General features: G+C 68.7%; 15 protein-coding genes. 2 read left to right on the top strand and 13 right to left on the bottom strand.

What is annotated here, in order from left to right; translation table 11 throughout:
• Nucleotides 1–27 precede the first annotated feature (27 nt).
• The 4 genes from AC5Y4Q_RS10950 to AC5Y4Q_RS10935 all read right to left on the bottom strand — a co-directional run bounded on the left by AC5Y4Q_RS10950 (nt 28) and on the right by AC5Y4Q_RS10935 (nt 3701).
• On the bottom strand, nt 28–882 hold the full coding sequence (locus AC5Y4Q_RS10950) for an MlaE family ABC transporter permease (RefSeq protein WP_064924282.1): 855 nt from the start codon (nt 880–882) through the stop codon (nt 28–30).
• Nucleotides 883–885: 3 nt separating this feature from the next.
• Nucleotides 886–1686, bottom strand: a complete 801-nt coding sequence (locus tag AC5Y4Q_RS10945; protein WP_109535785.1) for an MlaE family ABC transporter permease — start codon at nt 1684–1686, stop codon at nt 886–888.
• A gap of 130 nt (nt 1687–1816) precedes the next feature.
• Entirely contained in the window at nt 1817–2635 is an 819-nt protein-coding gene (locus AC5Y4Q_RS10940; RefSeq protein ID WP_064924284.1) for an enoyl-CoA hydratase/isomerase family protein, read from the bottom strand.
• The gene (locus AC5Y4Q_RS10935) at nt 2625–3701 is read right to left on the bottom strand and encodes a phosphotransferase family protein (protein ID WP_064924285.1); all 1077 of its coding nucleotides are present in this window, start codon (nt 3699–3701) and stop codon (nt 2625–2627) included. The genes AC5Y4Q_RS10940 and AC5Y4Q_RS10935 overlap by 11 nt, the downstream gene beginning before the upstream one ends.
• A 108-nt stretch (nt 3702–3809) precedes the next feature.
• On the opposite strand from AC5Y4Q_RS10935, the gene AC5Y4Q_RS10930 reads away from it, so the two are divergent.
• Entirely contained in the window at nt 3810–5300 is a 1491-nt protein-coding gene (locus AC5Y4Q_RS10930) for an acyl-CoA carboxylase subunit beta (protein WP_064924286.1), read from the top strand.
• On the top strand, nt 5300–5677 hold the full coding sequence (locus AC5Y4Q_RS10925) for a lipocalin-like domain-containing protein (protein WP_064924287.1): 378 nt from the start codon (nt 5300–5302) through the stop codon (nt 5675–5677). Before AC5Y4Q_RS10930 ends, AC5Y4Q_RS10925 begins: the two co-directional genes overlap by 1 nt.
• Here the strand turns inward: AC5Y4Q_RS10925 and AC5Y4Q_RS10920 are convergent.
• The 9 genes from AC5Y4Q_RS10920 to tuf all read right to left on the bottom strand — a co-directional run bounded on the left by AC5Y4Q_RS10920 (nt 5664) and on the right by tuf (nt 14708).
• Nucleotides 5664–6632, bottom strand: a complete 969-nt coding sequence (locus AC5Y4Q_RS10920; RefSeq protein WP_064924288.1) for an NADPH:quinone oxidoreductase family protein — start codon at nt 6630–6632, stop codon at nt 5664–5666. The two genes, AC5Y4Q_RS10925 and AC5Y4Q_RS10920, sit on opposite strands and share 14 nt — an antisense overlap.
• Nucleotides 6632–7231, bottom strand: a complete 600-nt coding sequence (locus tag AC5Y4Q_RS10915) for a TetR/AcrR family transcriptional regulator (protein ID WP_064924289.1) — start codon at nt 7229–7231, stop codon at nt 6632–6634. Before AC5Y4Q_RS10915 ends, AC5Y4Q_RS10920 begins: the two co-directional genes overlap by 1 nt.
• Nucleotides 7228–8532, bottom strand: a complete 1305-nt coding sequence (locus AC5Y4Q_RS10910) for an acyl-CoA dehydrogenase family protein (RefSeq protein WP_064924303.1) — start codon at nt 8530–8532, stop codon at nt 7228–7230. Before AC5Y4Q_RS10910 ends, AC5Y4Q_RS10915 begins: the two co-directional genes overlap by 4 nt.
• Before the next feature lie 15 nt (nt 8533–8547).
• A complete protein-coding gene (locus tag AC5Y4Q_RS10905; protein WP_064924290.1) occupies nt 8548–9309 on the bottom strand; it encodes an SDR family NAD(P)-dependent oxidoreductase in 762 nt (253 codons plus the stop codon).
• A 1-nt stretch (nt 9310) separates the two neighbouring features.
• Nucleotides 9311–10351 (bottom strand): phosphotransferase family protein, encoded by a 1041-nt coding sequence (locus tag AC5Y4Q_RS10900; protein WP_499958927.1) that lies wholly within the window; start codon nt 10349–10351, stop codon nt 9311–9313.
• Nucleotides 10352–10501: 150 nt separating this feature from the next.
• Nucleotides 10502–11692, bottom strand: coding sequence for an NAD(P)/FAD-dependent oxidoreductase (locus AC5Y4Q_RS10895; RefSeq protein WP_499958925.1), 1191 nt, complete (start codon nt 11690–11692; stop codon nt 10502–10504).
• A 34-nt stretch (nt 11693–11726) separates the two neighbouring features.
• Entirely contained in the window at nt 11727–12557 is an 831-nt protein-coding gene (locus AC5Y4Q_RS10890; protein WP_499958923.1) for a mycofactocin-coupled SDR family oxidoreductase, read from the bottom strand.
• A 51-nt stretch (nt 12558–12608) separates the two neighbouring features.
• Nucleotides 12609–13412, bottom strand: a complete 804-nt coding sequence (locus AC5Y4Q_RS10885; RefSeq protein WP_064920006.1) for an SHOCT domain-containing protein — start codon at nt 13410–13412, stop codon at nt 12609–12611.
• Nucleotides 13413–13517: 105 nt separating this feature from the next.
• Complete coding sequence (gene tuf, locus AC5Y4Q_RS10880; protein ID WP_064920007.1) at nt 13518–14708, bottom strand: elongation factor Tu; 1191 nt, start codon at nt 14706–14708, stop codon at nt 13518–13520.
• Nucleotides 14709–14794 lie beyond the last annotated feature (86 nt).

The following is a 14794-nucleotide window of genomic DNA, read 5'->3' as shown; positions in this document are numbered from 1 at the left end:
TTATGTCACATGGCCGGGTCGCAGCGGCTATCCGGCCAGGTTGAAGTTGCCGCTGGCGCCGTAGACCGACAGCGAGACCAGCAGCGTCACCGACACGACGACGACCAGCGACGTGCGCACCGCGTTCCCGACCGCGACCCCCACCCCGGCGGGGCCGCCGGCGGCGAAATAGCCGAAATAGGTGTGGATCAGCAAGATGGTGACCGCCATCAGGAAGGCCTGCAGGAAGGACCACAGCAGGTCGATGGGGTTGAGGAACGTGCGGAAATAGTGGTCGTACAAGCCGGCCGACTGCCCGAAGAGAAACACCGTGGTGAATCGGCTGGCGAGGAACGACAGGATCACCGCGATGGAGTACAGCGGGGTGATGGCCACCAGTCCGGCGACGATGCGGGTGCTGACCAGATAGGCGATCGGGCGAATCGCCATCGACTCCAGCGCGTCGATCTCCTCGTTGATCCGCATCGCGCCCAGCTGCGCGGTCACCCCGGCACCGAAGGTGGCCGCCAACCCGATCCCGGCGACCACCGGGGCCGAGATGCGGACGTTGATGAACGCCGCCAGGAAGCCGGTCAGCGCCTCGATGCCGATGTTGCCCAGCGAGCTGTAGCCCTGCACCGCCAGGGTGCCGCCGGCCGCCAGGGTCAAGAACCCGACGATCACCACGGTGCCGCCGATCATCGCCAGGGTCCCGGTGCCCATGCTGATCTCGGCGATCAGCCGGACGACCTCACGGCGGTAATGGGTGAATGCGAACGGCGCGGTGGCGATCGCCCGGCCGTAGAACAGGGTGTGGTCACCGAGCCGGCCCAGCGCGGCGATGGGTCGCCGAACCTGCCGGGTCACGCCCGGATAGACCGCCTGCAGGGCCCGCAGCGCCACGGCTCAGCGCGCCGTCATCTTGATGCCGATCGCCGTGACGACCACGTTGACCACGAACAACGACATGAACGCGTACACCACGGTTTCGTTCACCGCGTTGCCGACGGCCTTGGCGCCGCCGCCGGAGATGGTCAGGCCGCGGTAGCAGGCGACAATGCCGGCGATCAGGCCGAACAGCGCCGCTTTGACGCAGGAGATGATCAGCTCGGGCACACCGGTCAGCAGCGTGATGCCCGCCGCGAATGCACCGGGGTTGACGTCTTGCACGAACACCGAGAAGACGTAGCCGCCGAGGATGCCGATGATCACGACCAGACTGTTGAGCAGCAACGCCACCAGCCCGGCCGCCAACATGCGCGGGGTCACCAGCCGCTGCACCGGGTTGATGCCCAGCACCTCCATGGCGTCGATCTCTTCGCGGATCGTGCGGGAGCCCAGGTCGGCGCACATCGCGGTGGCACCGGCGCCGGCGACGATCAACACCGTCACCATCGGCCCGACCTGGGTGACCGCGCCAAACGCCGCGCCGGCCCCGGACAGGTCCGCAGCACCGAGCTCACGCAGCAGGATGTTCAGGATGAAGCTGACCAGGACGGTGAACGGGATGGCCACCAGCAACGTGGGCGCCAGCGAGACCCGGGCGACGAACCAGGACTGCTCAAGGAATTCGCGGGCCTGAAACGGGCGCCGGAACATGAACTTCACCGCGTCGACGGTCATGCTGAAAAGCCCGCCGATCGCCTGCATCGGCTCGGCCAAGCGCCCGACCGCCAGCTGCGGGGACCGCGGAATCAGCTCCTTCATCCCCATAGCGGCAGGCTCCTTCAGCACACTGGCGACACGACGCGAGTGGATCCTATCCGATTCCTGGTTTGTGCGATAGCAGCTTCTGATTTTCGTGCACACGCATTCTCATTTGAAGCAAACGACGCAGCTACAGCCGTCCGTCGAGCCGTAACGCCGGGTGCACCCACTCCGGCGACCTGCGCTCCTTGAACGCCCGGAAGCCTTCGACGGCCTCCGGCGCGCCCAGGCTGGTGCTCATCCCGATCCGGTCGAACAGACCCAGATACGCGTCCAGGCTCGACTTGACCACCGCCCGCGCGGCCGGCGCGGTCCGGCAGCACTGCGCCAGCACCTCGCGGGCGGCGTCGGGCAGGTCGTCATGCGGGACCACACGTGCCACCATGCCCCACGCGAGCGCTTCCTGCGCGGCGAAGGTGCGGCCGGTGAACATCAGGTCACGGGTTCGCACCGGCCCGACCACCCGGGCCAGCATCTGGCTGTAGTAGGTGTCGGCGATGCCCCGGAACAGCTCGGGAACCCGAAAGGTCGCCCGGTCGCTGACCACGGCGACGTCGCTGCACAGGGCGATCTGCAGGCCGCCGCCCTGGCACAGTCCGTTGACCGCCGAGACGATCGGTTTGACCGAGCTGCGCAGGGCGTCGAAGGGGGTGACGTCCATGCCCAGCGCGGAGCCGAACGTGATCCAGTCATCCGCACCGCCGCCGCCCATGTCCCCGCCCGGGGCGAACACGTCACCGGTGCCGGTGATCAACAGCCCGGCCAGGTCCGGGTCGGCGTTGACCCGGCCCACCGCGTAGCGAATACCGAAGTACATCGCCGGGGTCATCGCGTTACGGGCCTCGGGGCGGTCCAGGGTGCACACCGCGATCGGCCCCTCCCGCCGGAACTTCAGGAACGGGGTTCCGAGCCAGTCGCCTTCGGGCGGTCGCGGTGACTCAGCATTCATGTGCACAGACCTCTCCCACCAGCTCCAGCGTGCCCAGGTCCCGGATCGCCTGACAGGCACGCCGCAACATGGTGACGAACATGTCGTCGCCGCGGTCGGTGCCGGTCGCGAAGACCAGCCCGAGCGCACAGATCAGCGGAGCCTGCAGCATCCCGAACCGGTAGTCCTGCCAACAGGTTTCCCAGTCATAAGCGGTCACACCGTAGCCCAGCAACGCGGCGTGATACGCGGCGACCAGGTCGGCCTCGATCGCCGAGCGCAGCTCGGGCGCCAGGCTGGTGGCGGTGAAGAACGCCAGATCCCGGGCCGGCAGGCCCACGCCCAAGGTCTGCCAGTCGACCACCCAGATCTGCTCACCGTCGGGGCTGAACAGCATGTTGTCCAGCCGGTAGTCGCCGTGGATCAGCGCGAACCGGCCCAGCGGCGCGGACACCCAGGGCGTGATCAGGCCCAGTGCATCCGTCAACGTCGCACAGTCGGCAGGCCCGAGTCGCGCGCCGAGCCGCTCGACGGTGGCCTCGGCGCACATCCGGGCGATGTCGCCCATGCCCTTGGCGCCCGCCTCGTCCAGCTGGGTCATCGCCAGGCCGGGGAACGTCAGCCACTGCTCGTCGCACCAGGTGGGGGCGTGCAGCCCGGCCAGCGCGGTCACCGCCAGCCGCGCCTGCCGCTCATCGCAGCCGGCGATCTGGTCGCCTTGGGCTGCAGGCGCCCGGTCGGCGAGCAGCAGGGCGTACTCGGTTGCGTCAGCATTGATTTCGCAGTGGAAGCACTGCGGTACCGGTATCCGGACGCGATCGGCGACGTCAGCGTAGAAGGCACACTCACTGCGATAGCCCAGGACGACGCGGTCACGGACCGCGTCGTCGCCGGCCGGCAGCTTGATCACGAAGGTGCCGGGCAGGCCGTCGGGAGTGCCGGCGTAGGTGGCCGACACCCGGTAGGTGGCGCCGGTCTGTCCGGTGCCGACCGGCACGACGTCGACCGCGGTCACCTCGACGCCGACGGCAGCCGAGAGCCACGCGCTGGTGACATCCTGCGGATGCCGCGGGATGCGGCGGTTCATCGAGGACGCTCCGGCGCAACGGAACTCATCGCTGCGATGCTCCGGGCGGCCATGCCGCGTGACGCTACAGTAACAATTTCAGTATGGTCAACGAATGAGGTCCGGTAGATGACGAACGGCTGGCAGGACACGCTGGAAGACCTGGACCGGCGGCGCCGGCACACCCAGGCGATGGGCGGCGCCGAGCGGCTGGCCAAGCACCGCGCCAAGGGCAAGCTCGACGCGCGGGCCCGCATCGAGCACCTGCTCGACCGGGGAACGTTCCGTGAGTTGGGCACCATGGTCGGCGGGGAGATCGCCGCCGACGGCATCGTGGTCGGCTCCGGTGAGATCAACGGCTCCCCGGTGATGGTGGGCGCCGAGGATTTCACCACACTGGCGGGCAGCATCGGCCCCGGCGGCAACGCCAAGCGCTACCGGATCGCCGAACTGGCGCTGCGCGACAAGATCCCGCTGGTGATGCTGCTCGAAGGCGCCGGCTTCCGGCCCACCGGTGAGCATTACGGGCGTACCCCCACCGACCTGCTCGCGCAGGCGCAGTGCTCGGGGAAGGTGCCGACCGTCGCCGCGGTACTGGGCCCGTCGGCCGGCCACGGGGCCCTGGTGGGGCCGGTCTGCGACTTCCGGATCATGAGCCCGCAGGGTGCGATCTTCACCGCCGGGCCTCCGGTGGTCAAAGAGTCGACGGGCGAAGACATCTCGAAGGAGGACCTGGGCGGTCCCGAGGTCGCCCTGCACAGCGGCGTGATCCACAACTTGGCCGCCGACGACGCGGCGGTGCTCGACGACATCCGCCGCTACCTGTCCTACTTCCCGTCGAGCGCCTGGTCGTATCCGCCGGCGTCACCGGCCGGCCCGGCCGCCGCGTCGCGGCCGACCCCGGAGCTGCTCGACATCGTCTCGCGCGACAACCGTCGCGTCTATGACATGCGCGCGGTGCTCGACGTCATCTTCGATGCGCCCGACTGGTTCGAGGTGCAGCCGCGGTTCGGGCCCGCGATCATCTGCGCGCTGGCTCATCTGGGCGGCCATCCGGTGGCGGTGGTGGCCAATCAGCCGCAGGTGCTGGCCGGCTCGATCGACGCCGACGCCGCGGACAAGGCCGCCCACTTCATCATGGTGGCCGATTCATTCCATTTGCCGATCGTGTTCCTGGCCGACAATCCCGGCATGCTGCCGGGCAGCCGTTCGGAGCGCAGCGGTGTGCTGCGGGCCGGCGCCCGGATGTTCGCCGCCCAGACCGCGGCCAGCACCCTGAAACTGCATCTGACCCTGCGCAAGGCCTACGGCTTCGGTTCCATGGTGATGTCGTTGCTCGGGTTCGACGCCCAGGTCGCGACGTTCGCCTATCCGGGGGCGACGATGGGGGCGATGAGTGCGGCCGCGCTCAGCGCCGCCTCGCACGCCGGGGAGGACCTGGCGGCCAAGCTGCGCGACACCGAGTTGCAGGCGTCCTATCACTCCGCCAAACAGCTCGGCTTCGATGAGCTCATCGACCCGCGCGAGACCCGCGATGCGCTGCTTTCCGCCCTGCGGCGTGGTCTGCGTAGCCGGCAGGCGGTCGCCGAGCCGGTGACCCGAACCGTCATCATGCCCTGATGAGCACTCTGCGCGAAGCGCTCCTGGGCGGCTGGGAGCTGTCGTCGTTCAGTTCCGTTGACACGGCCAGCGGCGTGGTCACCCATCCGTTCGGTGCGGCCCCACGCGGTTTGATCCTCTACACCGCCGACGGCTACATGTCGGCGCAACTGACCGACGGCTCCGGGAGCTACATCGCCTACGGCGGGAGGTTTCGCGTCGACGAGGACACCGCGACGGTGCTTCACGAGGTGAGCGTGTCGATGCTGCCGGAGCTACTGGCCTCCCCGCAGCTACGCCGCGCCACCGTGGACGGTGATCGGCTGACCTTGTCGGCGACGACCACCAATTCAGGTGTGACCAGCCACAGCACGCTGGTCTGGGTCAGACGTCGATGATGACCTTGCCGATGGCCTTGCGGTCGGCCACATAGCGCAGCGCCGCGGCGGTGTCGGCGAGCGGGAAGCGGGCACCGATGTAGGGGCTGACCCGGCCGTCGGCGAACAGCTGCGCGAGCTCGGCGAGATCGCGCTCGTTCTGCTCGGGGTAGTCGGTGGCGAAGGTCCGGATCTCCATGCCCTGCACCGTGATGCCCTTGAGCATCACCAGGTTCAGCGGGATCGCCGGGATCGCCCCGGCGGCGTAGCCGAGGGTGACGAAGCGCCCGCCGCGGCCCAGGCTGCGCAGCGCCGGTTCGGCGTAGGGTCCCCCGACCGGGTCGAGCACCGCGCGGGCGCCGTCGCCGGTGATCGCGCGGATCCGCTCCTTGAGGTCCTCGCGGTCGTAGTCGACCACGGCTTCGGCGCCGCGTTGGGTGCACACCGTGAGCTTCTCCGGGCTGGACGCGGCGGCCAGTACCCGCGCCCCCAGCGCCACCCCCAGATCGACCGCGGCCAGCCCGACCCCGCCGGCCGCCCCGAGTACCACCACCCAATCGCCTTCGTCCACTTGGGCGACCGAGCGCAGCGCGTGATAGGCGGTGCGGTAGGTGACGCCGAACCCGGCCGCCGCGGCATAGTCGACGCCGTCGGGTATCGCGCTGACCGCCGCGGCGGGCAACAGCGCCTGCTCGGCGAAGCCACCCACGAACGAGGTGCCCACCACCCGGTCGCCGGGGACGAAGGGCACCCCGTCACCGGCGGCGATCACATCACCGGCCAGTTCGCTGCCGGGCGTGAAAGGGGTCGGGATCTTCAGCTGGTATTTGCCGTCGATCAGCAGCACGTCGGGGAAGTTGACCGCCGCGGCCCGCACCCGCACCACCATCGTGCCGGGGCCGGGCGTGGGGTCGGGAAGTTCTTGAAGCACCAGGTCTTCCGGCGGTCCGTACCGTTGGCAGACGATCGCGCGCATCAGACTCCCAGTCCTCGTAGGCAGAACGCCACCAGATGATCGACGTCGGCGCGCTTGGGCTGGGCGCTGCCGCCCAGGTAGCGGCGCATGGTGGCCAGCGTGCAGGTGAAGACGGTGTCCGCGTCCCGCCCCGGGTCGGAACCGCCCAGCGCCGCCACCGGTTCGGTGAGCAGATCGCGCAGCGGGCGCAGGATTTCGTCGTCGGAGACCCCGGCGGCCGTCAGCTGGGTGCTGGCCGCGCGGCTCATGCTCAACAGGTGGGGGTCGGACACCTGCGCCACCGTACCGCGTATCCACCGCTCCACCTGACCGGCCGGGGTGGTCTCCTTGGCCAACTGGTGCTGCAGATAGGACACGACGATCGCGACACCGCGCTCCATCACCGCCTGGAAGAGTTCGTCTTTGCCGGTGAAGTACCGGTAGAACGCCTTGTTCGACGATCCGGCCTCGGCGACGATGTCGGATACCCGCGGCTCGTCGGGGGCGACCCGCTCCAGCACCGTCACGGCGGCCGCCAGGATGCGTTCCACCTCGGCGGTGGCCTGCTGCTGGCGCAGGTCGAGTGCCCGGTGTACGGCGGCATCGACCCGGGTGCTCACGTCCGGGGCACCGCGGGAATGTGCTCGACCAGATCGCCGTACTTGGCGCGGGCGGCCTCGATGCGGTTGTCCAGGAATTCGCTGGGCCATTCCGGGTCCTCGGCCTCGTAGCCTTTGAGCAGCAGCCGGGCCAGGTTCACCTTGTGCGCCTCGGTGGGCCCGTCGGCCAACCCGAGCGCCACCCCACCCAGCAACACCCCGGCCAGCGGCAGCTGTTCGGTCAGGCCCATCGCGCCGTGAACCTGGATGGCGCGCAGCCCGATTGACTTGAGTACCTGCGACGCCAGGATCTTGCACACCGCGATCTCGGCGCGGGCCGCGTGCTCGCCGGCGGTGTCGATCAGCCAGGCGGCGTGCAACACCGTCAACCGGAACGGGATCAGCTCGGCATACGAGTCGGCGATGAACTGCTGCACCAGCTGCTTGTCGGCCAGTGAACTTCCTTGCGTGAATCGGCTTTTCGCGCGCCGGGCCATCATGTCGATGGCGCGCTGAGCCACCCCGATCGAGCGCATGGCGTGGTGCAGCCGCCCCCCGGCCAGCCGATTCTGCAGGATCAGGAAGCCTTGCCCCGGTTCCCCGAGGATCGCGTCAGCCGGCACCCGCACATCGTCGTAACGCACCAGCGAGTGCCCTGCCTCATGCGGATGCGAACCCACCAGGTGGTGGGTGGCTTCGATGACCAGACCCGGTGTGCCGGCCGGGATCAGGAACGTTGACGCGCCGCGGTGCACCGGTACGTCGGGATCGGTGATAGCCACCACGATGAAGAACGACGCGACCGAAGCGTTGGAGGAGAAGTACTTTCGCCCGGTGATCACCCACTCCTCGCCGTCCTTGACGGCCCGGGTGGTGAATACCCGCGGATCGGCACCGCCCTGCGGTTCGGTCATCGAGAAGCACGAGAAGATCTCTCCGGACAGCAGCCCGGCCAGATACTTGTCCTTCTGATCGGCGGTGCCGAAGCGGGCCAGGATCTCGGCGTTGCCCGTGTCGGGAGCCTGGGTGCCGAAGACGATCGGTGCCCAGCTGGTCCGGCCCAGGATCTCGTTGATCAGGGCCAGCTTGACCGCCCCGAAGCCCTGACCGCCGAGTTCGGGACCCAGATGCGGAGCCCACAGGCCCTGCTCGCGCACCCGGTCTTTGAGCGGATCGACGATCCGGCGGCGCTCGTCGTCGAGCGGCAGGTATTCGCAGCCGGGGAACAGCACCTCGAGCGGTTCCACCTCGTCGCGGACAAACTGCCGGATCCAGTCCAGCTTCGCCTGAAACTCCGGTTCGGTGGAGAAATCCCATGCCATGTCCACGTCCTCCTGTTAGGGAATGCCACCGTCGGCGCGCACGATCGAGCCGGTGGTGTAGCTGGATGCATCCGACATCAAAAACAGTGCCGCGCCGACGATTTCACGCGGCTCTCCGGCCCGCTGCAAGGCGAAGTGCCCGAACGGGTTCTTGCCGCCCTCGAAGCTCCACGCCGCGGCGATGTCGGTGAGAAACGGCCCGGGCATCAGCGTATTGACCCGCACCGTCGGGCCGAACGCGTGCGCGAGTGCCTCGGTCATGGCGTTGAGCCCGGCCTTGGCCGCGGCATAGGGGACGAAGGACGGGTGTGGGCGCAGTGAGCCGTGCGTGCTGACGTTGATGATCGAGCCGCGGCCGTCGGCCACCATCCGTTCGCCGATCAGCGCCGAGAGCCGAAACGGTCCCTTGAGGTTGAGGTTGACCACCGCGTCGAACATCTTCTCGGTGACGTCGGTCTGCTTGTCGTACACCGGCGACATGCCGGCGTTGTTCACCAGCACGTCGACCCGGCCGAACCGTTGATAGGCCGCGTCGACCAGGCCGTCGAGCTGATCCCAGCGCCCGACGTGCACGGCGTAAGGCAGTGCGCTGCGGCCGGTCTCGGCCTCGATCTGCGCGGCGGCGGCCCGGCAGGCGTCGAGTTTGCGGCTGGCGATCACCACGTCGGCGCCGCAGCGCGCGGCCGCCAGCGCCATCTGGTGGCCCAGGCCGCGGCTGCCGCCGGTGACCAGCACCACCCGGTCGGTCAAGTCGAACAGCCCGTCGGCGTAACCCATGTCAGCAGCCCGTCGACGAACGGGCCAACTCGGCCGCGGTGGCGATCAGCTTCGGGATCATCGGGCCCATCGCCGCCGCGATCTCCGGATCGACCTGAGAGCTGGTCACCGAAGCAGCGTAAGTCTTTTCCAGCACGATTCCGAGCTTCCAGTTGGCCAGCACCAGGTAGTAGTCGATGTTGTCTGTCGACAACCCGCTCACCTGCTCGTAGCGTTCCAGCAGCTCGGTGCGGGTCGGCATGCCGGCCAGGTCGGCGTAATAACCCTGGGTGCGCGGGTTTTCGCCGTCGTAGCCCAGCAGCGCCCAGGCCAGGTCCAGCAGCGGATCGCCGATGGTGGTCATCTCCCAGTCGATGATCGCGACCAGCTTCGCCGGGGCACCGTGGCCGTACATCACGTTGGCGAACTGGTAGTCGCCGTGCATGATCCCCGGGGTGTAGCGCTCAGGACGGTTGCGCCGCAGCCAGTCCGACGCCTCGTCCAGGCCGGGCAACTCGCGCACCCGGTAGCGGTCCAGGAACGCCAGCCAGCGGTCGACCTGGCGCTCATGGAAGCCGTCCGGGCGGCCGAAGCCCTGTAGGCCGCGGGCGCGCCAGTCCACCCGGCCCAGCTTGGCGGCGCCCTCGACCAACTCGAAGGCCAGGCCGCGGCGGGCGGTCAGGTCGGTGTCGAACGGGGCCGGCCAGGCGTTGCCGGTGGAGTTCCAGCCGTCCACCTCGGCCATCACGTAGCACGGCATGCCGAGCAGATCGCCGGTGTCGTCGGCGGCGATCAGCTCCGCGTGCGGGACATCGGTTCCCGACAGCGCCCGCACCAGGCGGATCTCGCGGCGCAGGCCGTCGATCCGGGCGGCATCGGCCCGCGTGCCCGGCATCCGCAGCACCATGGTGGCCTCGCCGCGGCGCAGCCGGTAGAGGGTGTTCTGGGAGCCGCCGGTCAGTGCTTCCAATAACGGCTCTTCACCGTTGCCGGGGGCACCGTTGGCGTCGAGCCAGCGTCCCAATGCCGCCGCGTCGAGCCGAGGATCCTGCACACCACCCATCGCCTGCACCTTTCAATCTCCCTACGGAGAATACCGTTCTCCGCGGGAAAGGGAAGGGTCCGGCGGGGCCGATCCGGGAGATCTGCCGCTCGGGCGTGCGCCTTCTCGGCCGACGCCACGGAGTATCGGCCGGGGACGCGCGGACTCGCGCTAAGGAATGAGCACCTCGGAGATCGGAGCGCCGGTGGCGATCTTGGCCCGCGCGCCCATCACCTTGCCGGGCCGGCCGGCGCCGACGACACCGACCAGCACGCCGTCGCGCTCGTAGTAGGCCAGGAACTTGTGACCATCGTCTTCGACCAGGTGCACGGTGTCGGTAGCCTGCGGCTCGCCCAGGCACTGGATCTTGACGTCGTACTGGTCGCTCCAGAAGTACGGCGGCACCGCCACGTCGTGCAGGGACTCGCGGCCCAGCATGGTCGGCACCATGACTCGGACCTGGGTGACCACGTTGCTCCAGTGCTCCACCCGCGTCTCGTGCCCGCCCCGGCCGCGCCAGAACGCCACGTCGCCGACGGCCCACACGTTGGGCGCGCTGGTGCGCCCGGTCAGATCGCACAGCACGCCGTTGTCGACATCGATGCCAGAGCCGCCCAGCCACTCGGTGGCCGGCCGCGAACCGACGCCGAGCACCACCAGGTCAGCGGGCAGCTCGGCACCGTCGGCGAGCACGACGGTCTCCACACGGCCGTCGCCGCGGACCTCGGCCACCCCCACGCCGCTACGCACGTCGACACCGTTGGCCCGGTGCAACCGGGCCACCAGTTCGCCGATCTGCTCACCGAGCACCGCAGCCAGCGGGGCCGGTTGCGGCTCGACCAGGACCACGTCCACGCCCAGCTTGCGCAGGCTGGCCGCCGCTTCGCAGCCGATGAAGCCGGCACCGATCACCACCGCACGGCGGGCGGCCGCGGCGTCGCCGCGCAGCACCAGACTGTCGTCGAACGATCGGACCACCCGGATGCCGTTGAGCTCGCCGAGGCTGGGGATGCGCCGCGGCACCAGCCCGGTGGCGATGACGAGCTGGTCGTAGGGCAGCACGGTGCCGTCGGCGAGGGCCACCGTCTGCGCTGCGGTGTCGACGCCGCGGGCGCCGCAGCCCAGCCGCAGGTCGATGTCGCGCGAGGCGTAGAACTCCGGCGGCTCCAAGGTGGTGTCGTCGCGTTCGCCGCGCAACACGTCCTTGGTCAGCGGCGGCCGGTCATAGGGCAGGCGGGTCTCGTCGGAGACGATGGTGATCGGCCCGGCGTACTCCTCGCGGCGCAGTTCCTCGGCGGTCCGCACCGCCGCGAGGCCGCCGCCGACGATGACTACTCCCTGTTTGGGCCCGTGTTCGGGCACGTCGCTTCCCCTCGTTGTGATCCCAGCAGAGCGCTCAGTATTTCAAAGCGCCCTTGTCGACCGGGATCTGCACACCCGTCAGGACGCCGGAGCCGTCGCCGGCGAGCCAGACAACCACCTCGGCGACTTCTTCGGACGTCATGAAACCGTTGGGGCGCAACGGCATCGGCGGGAAGGCGTGCAGGAAATCGGGGTGCTCCCCGAAGATCTTGGCCATCACCTGCGGCTCGATCATCGGGGTGTCCACAGAGTACGGGTGAATGGAGTTGACCCGGATGCCGTGCTCGCCGACCTCCAGCGCCAGGGTGTTGGTCAGGGCCACCAGGGCGTGCTTGGATGCCGCATAGTGACCGTTGCCCGGGGTGGCTTTCAACCCGGCCGAGGAGCTGACGATCACGATCGAGCCGCCGTTGCCGGCCTCGATCATCGCCGGCACCGCCGCCCGGATGGTGCGCCAGGTGCCGGTCAGGTTGACGTCGATGACGGTGTTCCACTGTTCGTCGGTCAGCTCCCAGAGCCGGCCCCAGCTCAGCACCCCGGCGTTGGCCACCAGCACGTCCAGGCGGCCGAACTGCTCCACCCCGTCGGAGACCAGGGCGCGCAGGCCGGCGTCGTCCCGGACATCGACAGCCCGAGCCAGCACCTTGCGGCCGTGGGACTCGACGCCGCGGACCATCTCGGCGAGATCGTCGGGCGTGGCCGGCGGATAGGTGATGGCCTCCGACGCCGGAGCGCAGATGTCGGCGGCGATGATGTCAGCGCCCGCGGCCGCCAATCGGATCGCGTGCGCCCGGCCCTGGCCGCGCGCCGCGCCGGTGACCAACGCCACCTTGCCCGCCAAGTTGTGGTTCTGGTTCTCGCTCACGCGACGAGGCTAGCAGCTGGAACTGGAACGTGTTCTATTGCCGGGGGACCTTCACAGGTCCGCGATGATCTGCTGACGTTTCTGGGCGTACTCCGCGTCGGTCACCACACCCTGTTTGCGCAAGGCGTCCAATTCCTGCAACCGCTCCCCGGCCGACCGCGGCTCCGGGACCTCAGGAGCCGGCACGCCGGCACGCTGCTCGGCGGCCCGCCGGACCACCGCGGCCACCTGTTGGCGCACCACCGGATTGGACCGGATGTCGATCGTGCCCTGCACCGGGACGCCGTTGGCCCGCAGGATCTGGAAGATCTCCATCAGCGGGCCGTCCTGGCCGGTCAGGTCGTAGGTCCGGTTCTCCTCGGCCAGGGTGAACTGGGCGGGCACCGTGCCGCTCAGCAGCGCACTGCGCTGCCAGTCGATTTGGTAGCTGTTGGTGGCCGGGTCGACCAGGACGGCCAGTTTGCGCCCGGAGATCAGCGGCATCCGGGTCACCGAGGCGATCACCCGGTCCTGGGTGTCGAACGGCGTCAGGCCCGTGCCCTCGATATGCAGGTCCAGTTTGACCAGGGGCTGGTCGTTGATCCGGGTGCCGGTCTCCTGGATGCCGGTCACCTGCGCCAGGGCCAGCACGCCGTGCTGTTCCAGAAATTCGTTCTTGGCCGCCGATTTCGCGCCGTAGTCGGTCATCCACAACGCGGCCAGGACGTCGCAGAACGTGACCAGCAGCCCGGTGTAGAACATCCATTTCAGGTCCGCCAGCTGGCCCGTCGCGAAATAGACGACCAGGAAGATCGGTCCGACCAGGCCGCCGAAGCCCAGCACCATGGCCTGGGCCTTCACATAACGCCACAACATGGGCGTCACATTAGCGCTGGTCACCGGTGCCCGCCCCGCAGATCCAAAAGCCCCCTTTCCACACCGGGAAAGGGGGCCTTCGGGTCTGCTCGCGCAGAGAAGGTGTTACTTGATGATCTTGGTGACCCGGCCGGCGCCGACGGTGCGGCCACCCTCGCGGATGGCGAACCGCAGACCCTCGTCCATGGCGACGGGCTGGATCAGCTTCACGCTCATCTCGGTGTTGTCACCGGGCATCACCATCTCGGTGCCCTCCGGCAGCGTCACCACACCGGTCACGTCGGTGGTGCGGAAGTAGAACTGCGGACGGTAGTTGGTGAAGAACGGCGTGTGGCGGCCGCCCTCGTCCTTGGACAGGATGTAGGCCTGGCCCTCGAACTCGGTGTGCGGGGTGGTGGTGCCGGGCTTGACCACAACCTGGCCACGCTCGACGTCCTCACGCTTGATACCGCGGATCAGCAGACCGACGTTGTCACCGGCCTGGCCCTGGTCCAGCAGCTTGCGGAACATCTCCACACCGGTCACGGTGGTCTTGGTGACCTCGTTGCGGATGCCGACGATCTCGACTTCCTCGTTCACGTTGATCACACCGCGCTCCACACGACCGGTGACCACGGTGCCACGACCGGTGATGGTGAAGACGTCCTCAACCGGCATCAGGAACGGCTTGTCGGTGTCACGCACCGGGTCCGGGATGGACTCGTCGACGGCCTCCATGAGCTCCTCGACGGACTTGACCCACTTCTCGTCGCCCTCGAGCGCCTTCAGAGCCGACACCCGGACCACCGGGGCCTCCTCGTCGAACTCCTGGGCGGCCAGCAGCTCGCGGACCTCCATCTCGACGAGCTCGAGGAGCTCCTCGTCGTCGACCATGTCCGACTTGTTCAGCGCCACCAGGATGTAGGGCACGCCGACCTGACGGGCCAGCAGCACGTGCTCGCGGGTCTGCGGCATCGGGCCGTCGGTGGCCGCGACCACCAGGATCGCGCCGTCCATCTGGGCAGCACCGGTGATCATGTTCTTGATGTAGTCAGCGTGGCCCGGCGCGTCGACGTGGGCGTAGTGCCGCTTCTCGGTCTGGTACTCCACGTGGGAGATGTTGATCGTGATACCGCGCTGCCGCTCCTCGGGAGCGTTGTCGATCTGGTCGAACGCACGCGACTCGTTCAGGTCCGGGTACTTGTCGTGCAGAACCTTGGTGATAGCTGCGGTCAGCGTGGTCTTGCCGTGGTCAACGTGACCGATGGTCCCGATGTTGACGTGCGGCTTCGTCCGCTCGAACTTCGCCTTCGCCACTTCTTGTCCTCCTGGACTTGTTGGTGCTGGGTTACAGCAGGGTTGATCTTTTTTAGTTTGTGCCACCGTAGCGGCACGGGCGGGTG

Source organism: Mycobacterium sp. NGS16 (assembly GCF_059813225.1).
The sequence above is the reverse complement of the archived record's forward strand: the minus strand, read 5'-3'. Positions and strand labels throughout refer to the sequence as shown.

Bases quoted from the DNA above. Each gene is read 5' to 3' on its own strand.
- AC5Y4Q_RS10945 (WP_109535785.1), bottom strand. From the start codon at position 1,686: ATGAAGGAGCTGATTCCGCGGTCCCCGCAGCTGGCGGTCGGGCGCTTG.
- AC5Y4Q_RS10940 (WP_064924284.1), bottom strand. From the start codon at position 2,635: ATGAATGCTGAGTCACCGCGACCGCCCGAAGGCGACTGGCTCGGAACC.
- AC5Y4Q_RS10935 (WP_064924285.1), bottom strand. From the start codon at position 3,701: ATGAACCGCCGCATCCCGCGGCATCCGCAGGATGTCACCAGCGCGTGG.
- AC5Y4Q_RS10930 (WP_064924286.1), top strand. From the start codon at position 3,810: ATGACGAACGGCTGGCAGGACACGCTGGAAGACCTGGACCGGCGGCGC.
- AC5Y4Q_RS10925 (WP_064924287.1), top strand. From the start codon at position 5,300: ATGAGCACTCTGCGCGAAGCGCTCCTGGGCGGCTGGGAGCTGTCGTCG.
- AC5Y4Q_RS10920 (WP_064924288.1), bottom strand. From the start codon at position 6,632: ATGCGCGCGATCGTCTGCCAACGGTACGGACCGCCGGAAGACCTGGTG.
- AC5Y4Q_RS10910 (WP_064924303.1), bottom strand. From the start codon at position 8,532: ATGGCATGGGATTTCTCCACCGAACCGGAGTTTCAGGCGAAGCTGGAC.
- AC5Y4Q_RS10905 (WP_064924290.1), bottom strand. From the start codon at position 9,309: ATGGGTTACGCCGACGGGCTGTTCGACTTGACCGACCGGGTGGTGCTG.
- AC5Y4Q_RS10900 (WP_499958927.1), bottom strand. From the start codon at position 10,351: ATGGGTGGTGTGCAGGATCCTCGGCTCGACGCGGCGGCATTGGGACGC.
- AC5Y4Q_RS10885 (WP_064920006.1), bottom strand. From the start codon at position 13,412: ATGTTGTGGCGTTATGTGAAGGCCCAGGCCATGGTGCTGGGCTTCGGC.